A 15,586-nucleotide genomic window follows, 5' to 3' on the forward strand; every position below is an offset into this window, starting at 1 on the left:
GAATTTCAAAGGATATTCATTATCTATACTCATAATCTTTTTATATATTTTAATCCAATTCTATTTATGGTTCTTTTTACAATTTTTGTAGGCACTGGTCCTTATACAGTGGAACGTCCATATACGGCTTTGCGTTTTGCCTATACAGCTCTATTAGATGGAAATTCAGTCAAAATGTTCTTCTTTGAAGATGGTGTTTTTGCTCTAAAGAAAAATCAAAATCCTGCTAATGTTTACAATGTTGGTGAGTGGGTCTCTCAATGTTTAGAAGAAGAGAATATGGAAATTGCAGCATGTGGTGTGTGCACAAAAGCCCGAGGTGTGGATGGATCCGAATTATTCGATGGAATTCAAATTGGAACCATGGAAATGGCTGTCGAATGGACGAAGCAAAGTGATAAACAGCTCTTTTTCTAACAAATTTTGAAGGTCCTAAGCTATGAAAATTGATCGTATTTTGAATGTCAATGGGAAAGTTTGTCCAATGCCAGCAGCATTAACCCGAAAAATGTTAAAACAAATGGGTTCTCATGAAACCATTGAAATTGTGGGAGATTTTGATCCTGCTCTTGTAAATGTAGTCAATATGATTACTAAAAATAAAGCAAAAGTACTAGAACAAGAAAAAAGCAATAACTATTTTAGAGTATTGGCAGAAAAGATGTAAAATACTCCATAAATATGCAATAGACTATAAAATTTCAAATAATTTACTTTTTATCCATTTTTTCAAAATTTTTCATAAGTTCAACCAATTCTATAATAGCGGGATGATTTGGATCAATGCGTTTGCTGAGAATCCAATCTTTAATTTCTGTTGGATTTGATCTATCTAATTGAGCTGCAAGAAAATCACCCTTTCTTTTATAGAAAATCAAAAATCCCCCTTCAATTTCTTCAATATAATATTGAAGACCAAGTAAATTTGAAGCATTAATGGTAAATTGATAATTATCTCGCATGGGTTTCGGATAATTTGCTTCATATTTTAAAACAACATAATTTTGATGGGGAAATTCTCCAAAGGTATTAATAGCCTCGCTATCATTTCATAAGAATAAATCAGCAAATGGGAGATGATTATCTTTTACAGTTTCGATAATTCTCACAAATCTCTCAAAACTATTTCTATAACAATTTGAAAAATACTCAAATGATGGGTATTTAACAGTAAAGCTTAAACTATCACCATTGTTATGCCACTCCGTCTCAACGCGATGAGTTCGGACGAAACGAGATCTAACGATCTCCAAAATTTGCTCTTTAGATAGAGATTCCTCAAGAGTTGAGATAAGAGAAATATTAATGTAAGGAGTAATCAAAATTGAAATCAAGAATACTTGAGTATGAATTTATATAAATTTAATTTCTTTTTCAATTGCCAAATTTTTTTTGGTTTCCCCCATGCTAAGTATATAGATGCGCTCTTTCGAAAGAAAAGTTCCCAAATTAATTAAAGAAATAATTTTAAATCGGGAAGGATACCAAAATTTACCACAAATTGCCCCTTTATGGAGCGCACAGCTTGAAGAAATACAGCACTTATTTGAGAAAATACAGGCACACATTCCAAATATAGTATATTTGGAACAAATTAGTAAACATTTTTCTGATGTTCTAATCATTGGTGATATTCATGGAGACATAATGTCACTTTTAAAGATAATTGAACCATTTCTTCAAGAACAAGTCGAGTCTTTAGTTTTTTTGGGAGATTACGTTGATCGAGGAAGGTATAATTTCCAATGTCTATTACTAATTATTGCTTTGTCTATTGCATGGCCAGATCGAGTAATAATATTAAGAGGAAATCATGAGGATATAGATATCAATCAATTATTTGGTTTTTATCAGGAATTAGAAGCATTTTTCCCCATCACTCATGAATTTAGCAAAGTTATCGCCAGCATTAATGAAATTTATAATAATATGTCTTTAATTGCTATCACCCCCAATCATTCTATTTGCATGCATGCAGGAATTCCGAAGAATATCACAAACTTACATTTACTTAACTACTTTCCAAAACCTCATTATAATTTCTCCCAGAATTTTAGTAACCTTTCAAAAACGGATAAAGATAAAGTATGGGAAGCTTTCGTTCAATTACGTTGGAATGATCCAACAGAAGTATATAAGTTTCCGACCGCCCGTTCTTATCATGGATATTTCTATTATAATAGAAGTGAAATTATTCGTTTTCTTAAAGAAAACCGTCAACAACGGATAATTAAGTCCCATGAATCTCTCCGAGGTGGATTTGAATCACTATTTGATTCTATGTTGCTTCACATTTTTTCTACAGAACCTTATGACTATAAAATAGAGAAAGCTTTTGTAATTCATGAATCCCCAAGTAGTCAAATCACGTTAAGGGATTTAAATTTCAATCAAGTTAAAATTTTAAATTCCCAGTAGATATATACGTTCGGGTGCGAATATTGGCAAATTAGATCAACTAGGGAATCTCGAAAGCTCGAAATAGTGATGGGAAATTAATTAAGAAAAAAAAATGTAAACTTTGAGGATAAAATTATTTGAACTAGTTGAATCGGAGAACGAAGAGAACGATCACAAAGAGTCCGATGATTCCCATTACGCTATACATCCCAATTTTTAGATATTGAATCATTTTTTTTAGATTTTCCTTTGAGGTAGTAGTAGAGTTTGCTGGGAGTAATGCTCGTTCTTCAGGAGAAGGATTCAAAAAGCGTTTCATAATCAGAATCACCGAAATAATTCCGCTGATATCAATAATAATACCAGGAATGATCCAGAGGAAGGAAGGAGTATAATTGAATTGACCTCTTTCATCAAAAAAGAAAAAAATCCAAATAAATATAAAGATCAAACTAAATATAATCAAAATTAAGCCAAGAATCAATAAGCGAAGTAATTGCTGGAAGGAGTAGGTTTTTTTTTCTTTCTGATCCGAATGCATTTTCATCTGAAGGGATTAATGTAAAATTCCATTAAATATCTGATCATATCTTACTGGAGATTAATTTAGCGTTTTTATGAACTTTGATTGTTTCCAAAATCATAAAATTTTTTGGAGATGGTTAACTTTCTTATCATGAACAAGAAATGGGTAGACGAAAACGAAAGAAAATAACCTATCGCCCGGTAAGATCATTGCCTAAAATCTTTACATGTCCGAAATGTGGACATAAGACTATGAAAGCAAACTTGAAACATGCAGAAGATCGAGTGTTAATAGTTTGTGGGCATTGTGGAGAACAACAAGCAGTAGGAAAACATGAATTAACCGAACCCGTTGATGCTTTCGGTGATTTTATTGATATTTATTATAAAGATCAAGAATATGAACGATTAACCAGAAGAGAAGAAAAATTACTGGAAAAACAACAATATTCTGAATTAAGTCTAGTTTATTCCTTTCTCAGCGACACTGCACAAATCAATGCGGATAAAGCCCTTGAAGAGTATGAGTTAAATAAAGATCCGGAAGATCTTTCTAACGCTGAACAATGGCAAGAAACCGCCCGTCAATATAAAGAAAATGAAAAGAAATTAACTGAACAGTTGAAATCTGGGGTGATTGTCGACGCTGAGCTTGAAGACGAAGTTTATGACGAAATTGAAGACAATCCCTTCGATGAAGGAGAAGCGAAGATTTCAGAAAAACCGAAACGGAAATCCAACATCGAAGATGTCTTGGGTGATTTAGGTTTCTTAGAATTTTAGTTTCCCCTTTTTTATCTTTCTCCCATTGATTAGAAAATTTTTGTCATGGGTTTTTTACCAATAAAAACATATTAATAAATATAGGGTTTTTTCATGTTTCAATGAAAAAACGTAAAATTAAGGACTTTAGGCGATTAAACGAATGGCAGAAGAATTCTTCAATACAATGAACACATACTCTGAGCAGCCTTTAAAAGAACGCGTGGAAGGTTTAGCTGATGTGATTGAGAAAATCATGTCGATAACATTAAAAATTCCAGAGATGACAGATGCTTCAATTCAAATCTTAAACTCAAGTATAACAAACCTGTCAACCAAAGTTTCAAGCATTGAGGCACGATTAAATCAATTGGATTCAAAATTAACAACATTACAATCTTCCGGGGGAATTGCTGCCCCAGCAAATGGATCTGCACCACCACCACCTCCAGGAAGAACTCCTGGATCTCCACCACCTCCCCCTGGAAGAGCCCCTCCACCTCCAGGCAGAGCCCCCCCTGCTCAAGCACCAGCAAATCCTGTATCACTTCGTGGAAGTATAATGGATGAATTGAAAACTCTGTTTAGTAAGCGTCGAACTGATGACGATGATGATGATTAATCATCTTCTTTTTTCACTTAAAATGGCCCCTATTAAGTTGATTGCCTAAAATGGAAGATTCTCACTTAACCCCACCACATCCGAAGCCGGAATTTATTCCTCAAGTGAGTCTTCTTCAAATTATTGGATATTTTTTCTTTATTGTGGCAATTTGGGCAATACCTATTGCAAGCGTACTGATGTTAGGTATTATTTACATTAAACGAGTATTGATCCCAGATATCCAGATCTATGCAAATCCATTATTGGTAGTTCAAAATGCATTTAATGGAAATGTAAAATTTCTTCTTATATCTCTCGCTACTCCAGCAGGAATATTGTTACTTTACTTATTTGAACTATTTTTAGTGGCTCTATTGACAAAAATATTCATTGGATACTGTAATTATCTCTCTCCAGAAAAAGAAATGGTGGGAGCAAAGGGTTTAGGAGGAGATGAACAACGAGATGTGGACATATATCATTTACGTGGAGCTATTTATCGGATTATGAAATGGATTTTTGCACGATGTCCTTTTCCCTGGTTAATAAAATGGGCTTTTTCTTTTGCAGGAAACAACAAATATGGAAAGGGAACTGTGCTTGAGGATCAATATTATTGTCAAGAATTCTTTGAAACTGGAGAAAATGTCTATATAGACAAATTAGCAATTGTTAGTTCCCATTTAGTAGAAGGAGCATATGGAGCAATTACTTTAAAGAAGGTTCATGTTGGAGATAATTGTGTCATTGGGGCTAACGTCGGTGTTTCACCAGGGGCATTTATGGAACCAAATTCTGAAATTGTGAATAATTCCATGGTTCCCAAGTTTAAGAAGTTCAAGTCTGGGGCAAAATATCATGGGATTCCCGTAAAAAAAATGAGTCTTGAAGAATATGAACAATTATTACATTTAACGACAACGGATAAATCAAATCCCGCTAATATTAAACAAATTCAACAGAATGAAACAGAACAAAGGTAACAGAAAAAAATGTCGAGTACAGTACCAACAACATTACGGGCTGGTCCCGCAACAACAAATACATTGGCGTCACAAAGTTTTACTGCAATATATGGACTGATCATATGGTTAGCTTTAATTCCATGCTTCTTTCTAACCACCAAACTAATTACATTATTTGATGATACCCTTCTTTTTATTGCCCTGATTTTACCAATCTTTATATTCCTAATCTATTTTATTTTTTTTGTTTCAGTAATTCTTTGGTCTGCGGTAATTCTCAAAACAGTTAATTTGATTCATACTCCCAAGGAAGGAATTTTTCCACGAGATAATAAAAACCGCGATTATAAATTCTGGAGTTTACGAGCAGTAATAAAAAAATTTCCATTATGGGTGTGCCATAATGTCGGTCCCTTCCCATGGACTGATGTTTTTGCTATGAAAGTATTTGGAAATCATGTGACCTATAAGTCTCCAGTGTTTGATGCTTGGGTTGATGCAGAATTCATGGATATCGGACGGGGCACAACTATCGGTCAAGGGGTGGTTATTATGACATCAATGATCACTACCGACTTTTTAATAATCAAAAGAGTAAAAATTGGCAAAAATGCGGTGATTGGAGCGCATTCGGTAATATCACCTGGAACAAAAATAGGAGATAATGCCATTATTGGAGCTTTAAGTGCCACTGAGATTGACCAGGAAATAGAAAGTGATTTTGTGTATATGGGGAATCCGGCAAGAAAAATCCGAAAAGCTGCATTCAAAATTAAAGATGAGCTATCGGCCCATGAACGAGCCCTTCAGAAGAAATATGATGAAATTAAAGCGAAAATTCCTGAAATTGAGCCAAAAAGACATATTGTCGGTACTAAAGCAAGTTTGCAATTGCATAAAAGTGAATTCAAGGAAAAACGAGCGATGCATCACGAAGAAAAAGCATATGTTAAACAAGCTAAAGCGAAATCCAAAGCTCGTAAAAGTGAATATAAGATTGAAAGACTACAATTTAAAGCAGATAAGCATATTTATAAAGCAGAAAAGCAGAAATATGAATCCATTTTAGCTATGCAAAAAGCTCAGCGGGCAATTAATGAAAAGATCGAAAAAGATCGCCATAAATTGCAAAAAATAGAAAATACGGAGAGAGAGAGAGAAATCAAAGATAAACGTCATATAACTTTCCGATTAAAAAAGAAATCAACCGAAACTAAGGCGGAAGAATAAGTTTTCTTTTTTTTTATTTACAACCAAATGCTTTTTTAATTCGCTTAACTTTAAATTACTCGATTTTCATGGAAGAAGCGGGTGAAGAAAAACAAACAAATTCAAATTCTTCACAAGGATTTATTCCTCGAGCCAGATTAGAATTGGATAAATATTTTATTGTTATTGTGCTTATATGGGGATATTCTTGGCTTATTCCAGTTGCGATTCTTTATCAGTACTACAATTTATTAATTCAACCAGACCTACACATTTATGCTAGTGTCATCCAAATTTTTTCTTCTGAAAAATACATTTTAGTTTTTTTTCTTTCCCCAGTTGTTCTTATTGGACTTTACCTATTTAGGTTGTTTTTCGTAATTTTGTTCAGTAAAATTGCAATTTGGTTATGCAACCTCCGATCTCCCATGAAAGAATTAATTGCATCAAAGGGAATTGGGAAGGAAGAAGCAAGAGACATTAATATTTATCATCTAAGGGGGATGATCCTTAGGATATTAAAATGGGAAATCAGTAAATCTCCTTTTCCATGGTTAGTTCCTGCAGCGTTTAACTTTGTGAATGTGAGTGAAATTGGTAAGGGAACCACTTTGGAAGATCAATTTTACACGCAAGAATTTCTCGAAACGGGAGAAAATGCATATATTGGCCAAGGATCAATAGTTAGTTCGCATTTGGTTGAGGGAAAATATGGCGCAATCACTTTGAAAAAAGTTAGAATTGGTCAAAATGCAGTTCTTGGACCATTTAATCCAATTTCTCCAGGAGCTTTGATAGGAGACTATGCTGAATTCTTACCAATGAGCGGAGTTGCTAAATTTCAAAAAGTTCGTGGATTTTCAAAATATTATGGGCTCCCAGTTGCGAGAATCAGTACCAAGCGATATATTAAAATGTGTCAAATTCCCCCAGAATTAGAATTTCGCGTTCGAGACACAAAATTATTAAAAAGAAAAGTTAAAAAGAAGAAAACGGAAGAATAACATCATGTCAAGTAGCATCCCAGCCAGTTTAAAATCTGGACCGAGCACAACAAATACTTTAGTTTCCAAAGGATATTTAGTAATCTATTTCATTATAATGTGGTTGTCTATTATGCCTCCATTTCTACTAACTTTGATATTTCTTGATAACTTTAAAATTGAAATGGTATATCTTCTCTGGAGTTTTCCCTTATTTTTAATAATTGGATATCTTGTTTTATTTTTCTCGGTGATTTTTTGGTCTTGGGTAATTTTAAAGGTCGTAAATTGGATCCATCCTCCAAAAGAAGGCGTGTTTCCACGTGAAGCAAAGAATAAAGATTTCCGATTTTGGAGTTTAAGATCGGTGATTAAGAAACTACCGCTTTGGATCTCCCACAATTCCCCCATACCATGGGGAGATTCCATCGCATTTAAGTTGTTTGGGAATCATGTTTCCATGAAGACACCGTTGTTTGATGCTTGGATCGATGCAGAATTCTTAGAAATAGGTACAGGGACAACGATTGGTCAAGGTGCAGTAATCATGACTTCAATGATCACCGTGGAATTTCTAATCATAAAACCGGTCAAAATCGGAAAGGATTGTCTCATTGGAGCTCACTCCGTTGTATCTCCAGGAACTCAAATAGAAGATCAAGTTATTTTGGGAGCATTAAGTAGTACGACTTTAGGGCAACACCTAGAGAGCAGCTGGGTTTATTGGGGTAATCCAGCCATAAAATTTAAAGAAATGGCATTTAGAGAACGTGATACATTATCTCCTGAAGAAAGAGCGAAAATGAAAAAATATCGAGAAGTCACCGAAGAGTTATCGGATACTGCGGAATTAAAAGGTCGTAAAAGTGCGAAGGCGTTTATTCAAATTCAAAAGAGTGATTATAAGGAGCGAAAAGCCTCAAGATTGCAGGCAAGATCAGATTATCAAAGATCAAAAGCCGCATATAAGGCACGTAAACTTGAATTACGCGCAGACAAGAAGCAAATTAGAGCAGAAAAACAAAGCTTTGACTCATTACGTGCTTTAGAAAAAGCTAAACTTTCGTTGGAAGCAAAAATTCAGAAAAACCGTAGTAAATTAGATAGCATCGAAAAGAAAGAATTTGAGAAGGAATCGAAACGATTAGAAAAAAAAAGACTCAAAAAAGAGCGAAAACTGCAACATCATCAAAAATAAGGTAATAAACACCTCATTCCTAGTGAAAATTTGTTCTTTCCTGTTAAAAAATTTTTAAAAAATTTTTAAAATGCCAATGCAATAATTATATAGAGAAATGAGCCTTGATAATTTTGGAGTGAAGAGCACTCGGAAAAAAACCGACCCAAAAAAGAAAAAAAACACAACTCCGGTGAAGAAGAGAAAAAAAGAGTCCATAGCTCCAAATACTCCTTCTCCCAAAGTGGCGAATACGAGAAAAAAATATTTCCTTAAATGTTCGACAAAGTGTGGCTATAAAAGGACTTTAAAAAAACGTTCTCTTTCTGATAATGACTACACGTGTCGCAAGTGTGGAGCATCAATGAAATTATATAAGGAAGAATAAAAATGGATAAACGAAAACTGATTGGGGGAATCATTTTTCTGGTTCTGACCTTCAATTTTGGATTTGTGACAGCCCAAGAAGATCTTTCTCCTGAAGATCGGCGACCATTTATCTACGGGACCCTTAGCTTGGCAAGTAATATAGATCCCCATTTTGCGTGGGACGGGAGTTCGATAAACTTCATTGATCAAATCTGTGAGGGTCTTTTCGCATATGATTTAGAAAGTGAAAATTTGAATATAGTTCCAATCCTTGCTGCAAATGCAGGGATATGGAATGAGAATTCCACAGAATATACAGTTGAATTGAAACGAGAGATAGTATTTCATGATGGAAGCCCTTTCAATGCACAAGCAGTTAAGTGGTCTTTTGATAGGTTAACTTCAATTTTAATTCAAGGTAGAACCCCATTCGCTGAATTATATAAACCACTGGCAGAAATATATCCAACGAGACCACTTTTGCTCAATGAAACACGAATTGATTCCGAATATGAAGTGACCTTTAAGCTTAATTATCCCTATATCCCTTTCCTTTCGCTTTTATGTTTTTCTGGGTCTAAAATACTCAGTTCTTTATCAACCCCTATAAATGAAAGTCTTCAAGTTAATTCAGACGTACTTATTGGTACAGGTCCATTCATCCAACAATCTCATACCAATGAACGCACTCAATTCAAAGCAAATGAAAACTATTGGAGAGAAGTTCCAGAAATTCGCGAAATGTTCTGGATTAAATATTCCGATCCAACCAGTTTGCAACAAAGTTTGATCGGGGGGGATGTTCATATGTCAGAAATATTAACTTCGGATTTTTATGATAAATTTGAATCAAGCGAAGAAATAGAATTATCCGAACCCATCGCTTCCGCTTCGATTTCTTTTATTGCGATGAATAATGATCTAATCTCATTACCTCTCAGGAAAGCTATAACCTACGCAGTAAACTATTCTTACATAATAAACCAAATTGGACAAGGAAGTTTTATGCAAATGACATCTATTGTCCCACCCAGTATTACCTACCACAACCCAAATGTCTTGGCACCAACAATGAATATAACCCATGCGCGAAAACTCCTCATGGATCACTTCACCAATCAATCCGATCTATTACCAGGAGAGACAATTATAGATTTTGGTGTGATTACTCCTACGAGTAGCGATGAAGATTGGAGAAATTTCGCAGAAAATACACCCATATGTGATCTAAATTACACTTACAATCTTGGATCTAAAAACCGAGAGGATATCGGATTTCTTTTAAAGGATAACTTAAAAAGTGTAGGAATTGACCTTCAAATCACAGGAGTTACTTTTGAGCAATATTTTCTCAAAATTACTGGAAATTTTCATGAATTAGAACTATTTATCGCTGGTTGGGGTGCAGATTATAATGATCCAAGCAATTTTATTAATCCTTTACTGAAAAATACATCATTATCAAATGGAGCCCAGGTGAATGATCCCTATTTAGAACAATTGATGGATGCTGGATTACTTGAATCGAATTCAACACTCCGGAGGGATATATACTATGAAATTCAAGATTATATTTCCAATGATCTATTTCCATGGATTCATCTCTACTACGGAGTTGTACGCATAGCACATTCTACTTGGTTGAGTAACTATCCCATTAATTCTTTGGGATATGTTTATTTTTATCCATGTTCTTGGCAAGCACCTGCAAAGACGATAAGCAGTTTTAATTTGCTCTTGTTTTTCACTATTAGTTTGGGAACAATTTACTTCATTGTAATTCGAAAGAGAAAGTAGAAAATGTCGTTGCTTAAGTATATCTTGAATCGTTTTTTTTCCCTTATTCCGATCCTTTTTGGAGTTCTTTTCCTCTCTTTTATCCTTTCTCGGCAAATGCCCGGAAATCCATATATGTTTAGCACGGATATTGAAACATTACGAGTCACTCCAGAAGTGCTAGCACTCTATGAAGAGAAAGTTTCCGAATTGGGCTTAGACAAAAACCCGATAGAACAGTTTTTAATATATCTTAAAAAATTATTTACAGGAGATTGGGGAATTTCAATTTCTACCAATATGGGATTTCCCGTATGGAACATACTTTATCCCGCATTTACTCGAACAATTGAATTAACTTTAATTTCCATAACGATTTCAACATTTATTGGAATAAAAATGGGAATTTCCTCAGCAGTAAATCGGAATTCAAGAAAAGATAATAGTCTAAGAATGTTTGCTATTGTTGGGACTGCGCTACCATCATTTTTTCTGGCAAATATCCTTCAAATAGGAGCATCTTTCACCAATTTCATCCCAGTTTCAGGATATCGTGCAAATGATGGAGCAGATCCAAAGTGGATAACTGGCTTCCGGCTTTTTGATTCTCTGTTTTCTGGAGACTTTCTCATTTTTTTTGATACCCTATTACATTATTTTCTGCCAATCGTTTCAATGTCGATTGGTCTTATTGCGGGATTTGCACGATATACGAGAGGGAGCATGTTAGATGTATTACACGAAAATTATCTCAGAACCGCACGGGCCAAAGGATGCACAGAAAAATCCATTTTATATAAGCATGCTTTTCGAAATGCTTTAATTCCGATTTCAACTATAATTTCACTCAGTGTGGCAAGTATGCTAACTGGTGCAGTAATTATTGAATATGCATTTAATATCCCCGGAATTGGTTATATTAGTACGATTGCAATTCAAACTCGTGATTATTTTGTAATAAATGCAGCTGTGTTTGTATTCACAATGATATTTCTTCTAATGAGCTTAATATCAGATATCTTTTATGCGATTATTGATCCTCGGATCCGCTTTTCATAGAATAAGAATTAAAAAAAAATAACACAGAATTTACTTTTTCTTCTTCTTAGAAGATTTTTGCTGTTTTAGATTAGAATTATTTTTAATTTGCGAGGGTATTTGGGACTCTACACCTTGATAAATCTGATATCCATTAATAGGTTCACCCAGAGTAATTTCTCCTGCGATATTGGAAGAAATTAAATCAGTAATCTCGGTTTCATTAGAATAATTGCCTAAAATCCATGCTAGTTTAGTCATAGCCACTTCAGGAAGCATATTTTGTCCAGGAATTACTCCATAGGACTGGATTTCGCGTCCATTTTCATAAACATCCATCCCAGTAAATCCCCAAAGGGTTTGCACGGTCATGATCACAGGAACTTTCGCATCTTGAGCGCGAGCCAAAGATTTAAATAAATCGGAGGGTACATGACCCAACCCAGTCCCCGCTATCACTATTCCTTTATAGTTTTTATCCAAATAATAATCTAAAAGATCAATAGGCATTCCCGGATAGGCATAAACCATGCCAACCTTTTCTTCAATATTTTTTGCGGCAGTAGTCTCAATTTGATTATTAGATCGTTTCTGATAATCGGATGTAAACATGGAAATTTGATTTTCACGGATCATTCCTAAAGGCGGTGTATCTATAGAACGGAAAGCATGACGAGCCGAAGAATGCATTTTTCTCACTCGAGTTCCTCGATGGATGAATCCATAATCATGAGCTGATGAACCCAACATGGCTACAACAACTTCTGCAATATCACTTGTCCCCGCAATTGAAGCTGCATTGATCAAATTCATTGCAGCATCGGAAGAAGGACGATCGCTGGATCGTTGAGAACCAACGCAAACCACAGGCACTTGTAGATCCTTTAATAAAAAGGCAAGAGCTGATGAAGTATAGCTTAATGTATCTGTTCCATGAGCGACTAAAACTCCTTCGACACCAGTATTAATCTTCTTAGCAATGCTTTGAGCCAGTTGTAACCAATATTTGGGTTTCATATTTTCCGAGAAAATTTGATACACGACTTCCGTTTCTAAATTACAGACATTCGAAAGCTCTGGAACTGCCGCATATAGTTCCGCTGGTTTAAAAGCAGGTATAACTCCCCCTGTAACATAATCCAACCGGGATGATATTGTTCCTCCAGTTCCCATCAATACTAAATTAGGTAGTTTTTTATTGCGAGGGGGAGTAATGGGATCAAATTTTACTTCCATTTTTGGTTCTTGGCTTAATACTTCAATTTTGGTGGTTTCATCGAGGAAAATACCAATATTGTAACCATTTTTTAATTTGATTTCAACGAACCCATCCGGAGCGTATTTATTTCGCGGTAGAATGGTACCTTCGGAAATTCCAACTTGTGTTTCAATACGAATTTTACTCCATGTTTTTGCCCCAAATTTTGAGAGAATTTTTATCGATTTGGGTTTATATCCTTCAAATTCATCAATTATATCTGTCATTAGTTTTTACCTCCCTTTTTCTGAGACTTGGAAGATTTAGTTTCTGATTTTCGTGCATTTTTTGTAGGTTTTGATGAAAAATATGGTGTCAAAGCTTGATTGAGTTTGGATGAAAGAATTTTCCCATCTACTGCACCCCGACCGACTGCTTTCATCAAATCACCCATTAATGGTCCCATTGCACCTCGACCACGAGATGTGATCAATTCCAAATTTTTTTGAATTATTTCTTTAATAATTGAATCCAATTTTGTAAGATCAAAAGTTGAAATACCCGCTCGATCTTTAGCCTTAGCTAAATCAAGTGCTGGATACTGTGTCCAAATTTCCAAAATAGGTTCCATAGCTTCTTTAGCCACTTCCCCATTTTTCACTCCACTTATCAATTCAATGAAATGATGATCGGTCAAGTTCTCGATATTTTTTTGATCCCGATGAAGAACTTTTACCATATCAGTTATAGTTCTCACAACGAGGGTTGGATTTTCGGGCATAATTGGAATCAACTTCTCAAAAACACCAAGCTTTCCGTGCATAATCAGATCTTCTACAATGGTGGGATCTAATTCATATTTTTTAGCATAAACTGGAATGATGTCCCAAGGATAGGGGCCAAGTGATTCTTTAATACGGTTAATTCGTTCTTCTGACAAAGAAATTGCGGGAGAATCAGTATCAGGATAGAGTCGTTTCTCACCACCTAATTCCCGTAAAAACAAATGAGTGCCATCATCTTGAGCTTGACGGGTTTCTTCTGGCACACCGATAAAAGCAGCCTTTGTCCTTCCTATAATAACATCCAAAGCAGTGTCCAAGGCTTGTCCTTTTGCGAGTAATAATATAAATAAATCGGAATCTTCAACCTGTAATTTTTTTTTAACTTGAGTTATTTCTTCTTCTGAAAATTTATATTTTCCTATTAGATCTTCATCAGAATGGATCAAACCCTTCAATCCAGTCAAAACTTTAACTTTTCCAGCCACTTCCGTGCCAAACCGAATATTTGGAAATACTTCTATACCAAAAATAGAATTAAATCCTTTGAGCTTCATCCCAGTAAACTTCAATCCTTTCTTAATTCCAGCATTCACAAACTTGCACGGAGTTTCAGTAAAGATTGAAGTAACATCTACCGGGTTACGTTCGATATCATTTACAGAAACAGAGCTTTTTGCTAAAATATTTTTAATTTCAATAAGTTTCAACTGGCGATGACATTCAAAATCGACTAATTCGGGAATCCAATCTAATTTTTGGACACCCTTAATTTCAATTCTTTCTCCATTTTTAATGGAAATATTAATATCTTGGCGAGTTGAACCTAAAACACGCTTTACTTTATTGGTGGAGCGAAGTAATAAACCGATCCGATAAGCGGCATCTTTCGCTTCAAAGGGATCATGAATATCAGGCGTCGTGGTGATTTCAGTTAAAGGGATTCCTAATCGATCAATCCGAAAATACGATGTTTTTCCTTCCGTTTTTGATCGCCTAGCGGCATCCTCTTCCAGAAAAATGTTTTCAATCCCAATTTCCTTCCCATTTTGCAATAAAAGTTTTCCATTTTGACCCAATTCCATCGTCCGCTGAAATCCTCCTGGAACACTTCCATCAACATAATTTTTTCGACAGACATGCATCTCGCGAACTATCTGCATTTTGAAAAGATGGGCAATTTCGAGAACAATATCAATACATTCTGGATTGCAGGCAAAGGGTGGAGTTTCATCCAACTCATAAGTACAAGTTGAATCATAATAACCCTCATAAACTACAGATCCTTTTTTTAAAAATTCCACAAGCATACCTTTATCAAACTTTCCTTCTTCACCCAAAACAGGTCGCTGCTTGCGAAGGAGTTCAAAATCAGGCACTCGTGTCCCTTGAAGTTGATTTGGACAATTACAAAAGAGTTTTTTAGCTGAGGCGAGTTGTTGATGAATTTCAATCCCAATTCGTAACCCTAGCTCTTCGTAATTTAAAACGTTCATGACTACAAATAAAACTCGATTTTATTATTTATTTTGTGTTTTTTGAAAGGATGTCATTAAAGTCTTGCAAGTTTCATTTCTATGAAAATATGAGAAAAACTATGAGAATGAATTTTCTAAAATTAACTCACTTTGGTATTCGTTTTGTTCACTTTTTTATGACCCATGGATTTTTCATTTTGCATAAACTATGAAATTTTGGGGAAAAAGCCATCCTTTTGAATTTAAGTTCATGAAATCCCGAATATATGATCATAAGAGAGAACCAAACATTAATATACTAGATTTCATAATTTTATTTT

The 15,586-nt window shown here is 34.8% G+C and carries 16 protein-coding genes; 12 read left to right on the forward strand and 4 right to left on the reverse strand.

The features are described 5' to 3' along the window. Positions 1-66 precede the first annotated feature (66 nt). Together NEF87_RS10960 and NEF87_RS10965 are read left to right on the forward strand one after the other, a co-directional pair. A complete protein-coding gene (locus tag NEF87_RS10960) occupies positions 67-417 on the forward strand; it encodes a DsrE/DsrF/TusD sulfur relay family protein (protein ID WP_371806584.1) in 351 nt (116 codons plus the stop codon). Positions 418-439: 22 nt separating this feature from the next. Beyond that, complete coding sequence (locus tag NEF87_RS10965) at positions 440-667, forward strand: sulfurtransferase TusA family protein (RefSeq protein ID WP_457919835.1); 228 nt, start codon at positions 440-442, stop codon at positions 665-667. A gap of 43 nt (positions 668-710) precedes the next feature. On the opposite strand, the gene NEF87_RS10970 is transcribed toward NEF87_RS10965, so the two are convergent. Further along, complete coding sequence (locus tag NEF87_RS10970; RefSeq protein WP_457919836.1) at positions 711-962, reverse strand: hypothetical protein; 252 nt, start codon at positions 960-962, stop codon at positions 711-713. A gap of 457 nt (positions 963-1,419) precedes the next feature. Between NEF87_RS10970 and NEF87_RS10975 the strand changes: the two genes are divergently transcribed. Further along, complete coding sequence (locus NEF87_RS10975) at positions 1,420-2,418, forward strand: metallophosphoesterase family protein (RefSeq protein WP_457919837.1); 999 nt, start codon at positions 1,420-1,422, stop codon at positions 2,416-2,418. Between the two features lie 124 nt (positions 2,419-2,542). Here the strand turns inward: NEF87_RS10975 and NEF87_RS10980 are convergent, their stop codons facing one another. Continuing rightward, positions 2,543-2,947, reverse strand: a complete 405-nt coding sequence (locus NEF87_RS10980; protein WP_457919838.1) for a hypothetical protein — start codon at positions 2,945-2,947, stop codon at positions 2,543-2,545. A gap of 140 nt (positions 2,948-3,087) precedes the next feature. Here NEF87_RS10980 and NEF87_RS10985 point away from each other — a divergent pair, with 140 nt between their 5' ends. The 9 genes from NEF87_RS10985 (at position 3,088) to NEF87_RS11025 (ending at position 11,829) form a co-directional block, all read left to right on the forward strand. Continuing rightward, entirely contained in the window at positions 3,088-3,708 is a 621-nt protein-coding gene (locus tag NEF87_RS10985) for a hypothetical protein (RefSeq protein WP_371806595.1), read from the forward strand. Between the two features lie 142 nt (positions 3,709-3,850). Further along, on the forward strand, positions 3,851-4,309 hold the full coding sequence (locus tag NEF87_RS10990) for a hypothetical protein (protein ID WP_371806596.1): 459 nt from the start codon (positions 3,851-3,853) through the stop codon (positions 4,307-4,309). Between the two features lie 50 nt (positions 4,310-4,359). Continuing rightward, the gene (locus NEF87_RS10995; RefSeq protein WP_457919839.1) at positions 4,360-5,274 is read left to right on the forward strand and encodes a hypothetical protein; all 915 of its coding nucleotides are present in this window, start codon (positions 4,360-4,362) and stop codon (positions 5,272-5,274) included. A gap of 9 nt (positions 5,275-5,283) precedes the next feature. Beyond that, the gene (locus NEF87_RS11000; protein ID WP_457919840.1) at positions 5,284-6,486 is read left to right on the forward strand and encodes a DapH/DapD/GlmU-related protein; all 1,203 of its coding nucleotides are present in this window, start codon (positions 5,284-5,286) and stop codon (positions 6,484-6,486) included. 68 nt (positions 6,487-6,554) lie between these two features. Next, positions 6,555-7,469 (forward strand): hypothetical protein, encoded by a 915-nt coding sequence (locus NEF87_RS11005; protein WP_457919841.1) that lies wholly within the window; start codon positions 6,555-6,557, stop codon positions 7,467-7,469. 4 nt (positions 7,470-7,473) lie between these two features. After that, entirely contained in the window at positions 7,474-8,646 is a 1,173-nt protein-coding gene (locus NEF87_RS11010; protein WP_457919842.1) for a DapH/DapD/GlmU-related protein, read from the forward strand. 97 nt (positions 8,647-8,743) lie between these two features. Further along, positions 8,744-9,013 (forward strand): hypothetical protein, encoded by a 270-nt coding sequence (locus NEF87_RS11015; RefSeq protein ID WP_457919843.1) that lies wholly within the window; start codon positions 8,744-8,746, stop codon positions 9,011-9,013. A gap of 2 nt (positions 9,014-9,015) precedes the next feature. Beyond that, positions 9,016-10,791 carry an ABC transporter substrate-binding protein gene (locus tag NEF87_RS11020; RefSeq protein WP_457919844.1) on the forward strand — a complete coding sequence of 592 codons (1,776 nt, stop codon included), beginning with the start codon at positions 9,016-9,018 and terminating at the stop codon, positions 10,789-10,791. Positions 10,792-10,794: 3 nt separating this feature from the next. Next, positions 10,795-11,829 (forward strand): ABC transporter permease, encoded by a 1,035-nt coding sequence (locus tag NEF87_RS11025; protein WP_371806603.1) that lies wholly within the window; start codon positions 10,795-10,797, stop codon positions 11,827-11,829. A gap of 30 nt (positions 11,830-11,859) precedes the next feature. Here NEF87_RS11025 and gatD read toward each other — a convergent pair whose 3' ends face one another. Further along, positions 11,860-13,293, reverse strand: a complete 1,434-nt coding sequence (gatD, locus tag NEF87_RS11030) for a Glu-tRNA(Gln) amidotransferase subunit GatD (RefSeq protein ID WP_457919845.1) — start codon at positions 13,291-13,293, stop codon at positions 11,860-11,862. After that, a complete protein-coding gene (gatE, locus tag NEF87_RS11035; RefSeq protein ID WP_457919846.1) occupies positions 13,293-15,284 on the reverse strand; it encodes a Glu-tRNA(Gln) amidotransferase subunit GatE in 1,992 nt (663 codons plus the stop codon). The genes gatD and gatE overlap by 1 nt, the downstream gene beginning before the upstream one ends. Between the last annotated feature and the right edge of the window lie 302 nt (positions 15,285-15,586).

The organism is Candidatus Lokiarchaeum ossiferum (genome assembly GCA_025839675.1).
GTDB classification, from domain to species: Archaea; Asgardarchaeota; Lokiarchaeia; order Sigyniarchaeales; family Promethearchaeaceae; genus Lokiarchaeum; species Lokiarchaeum ossiferum.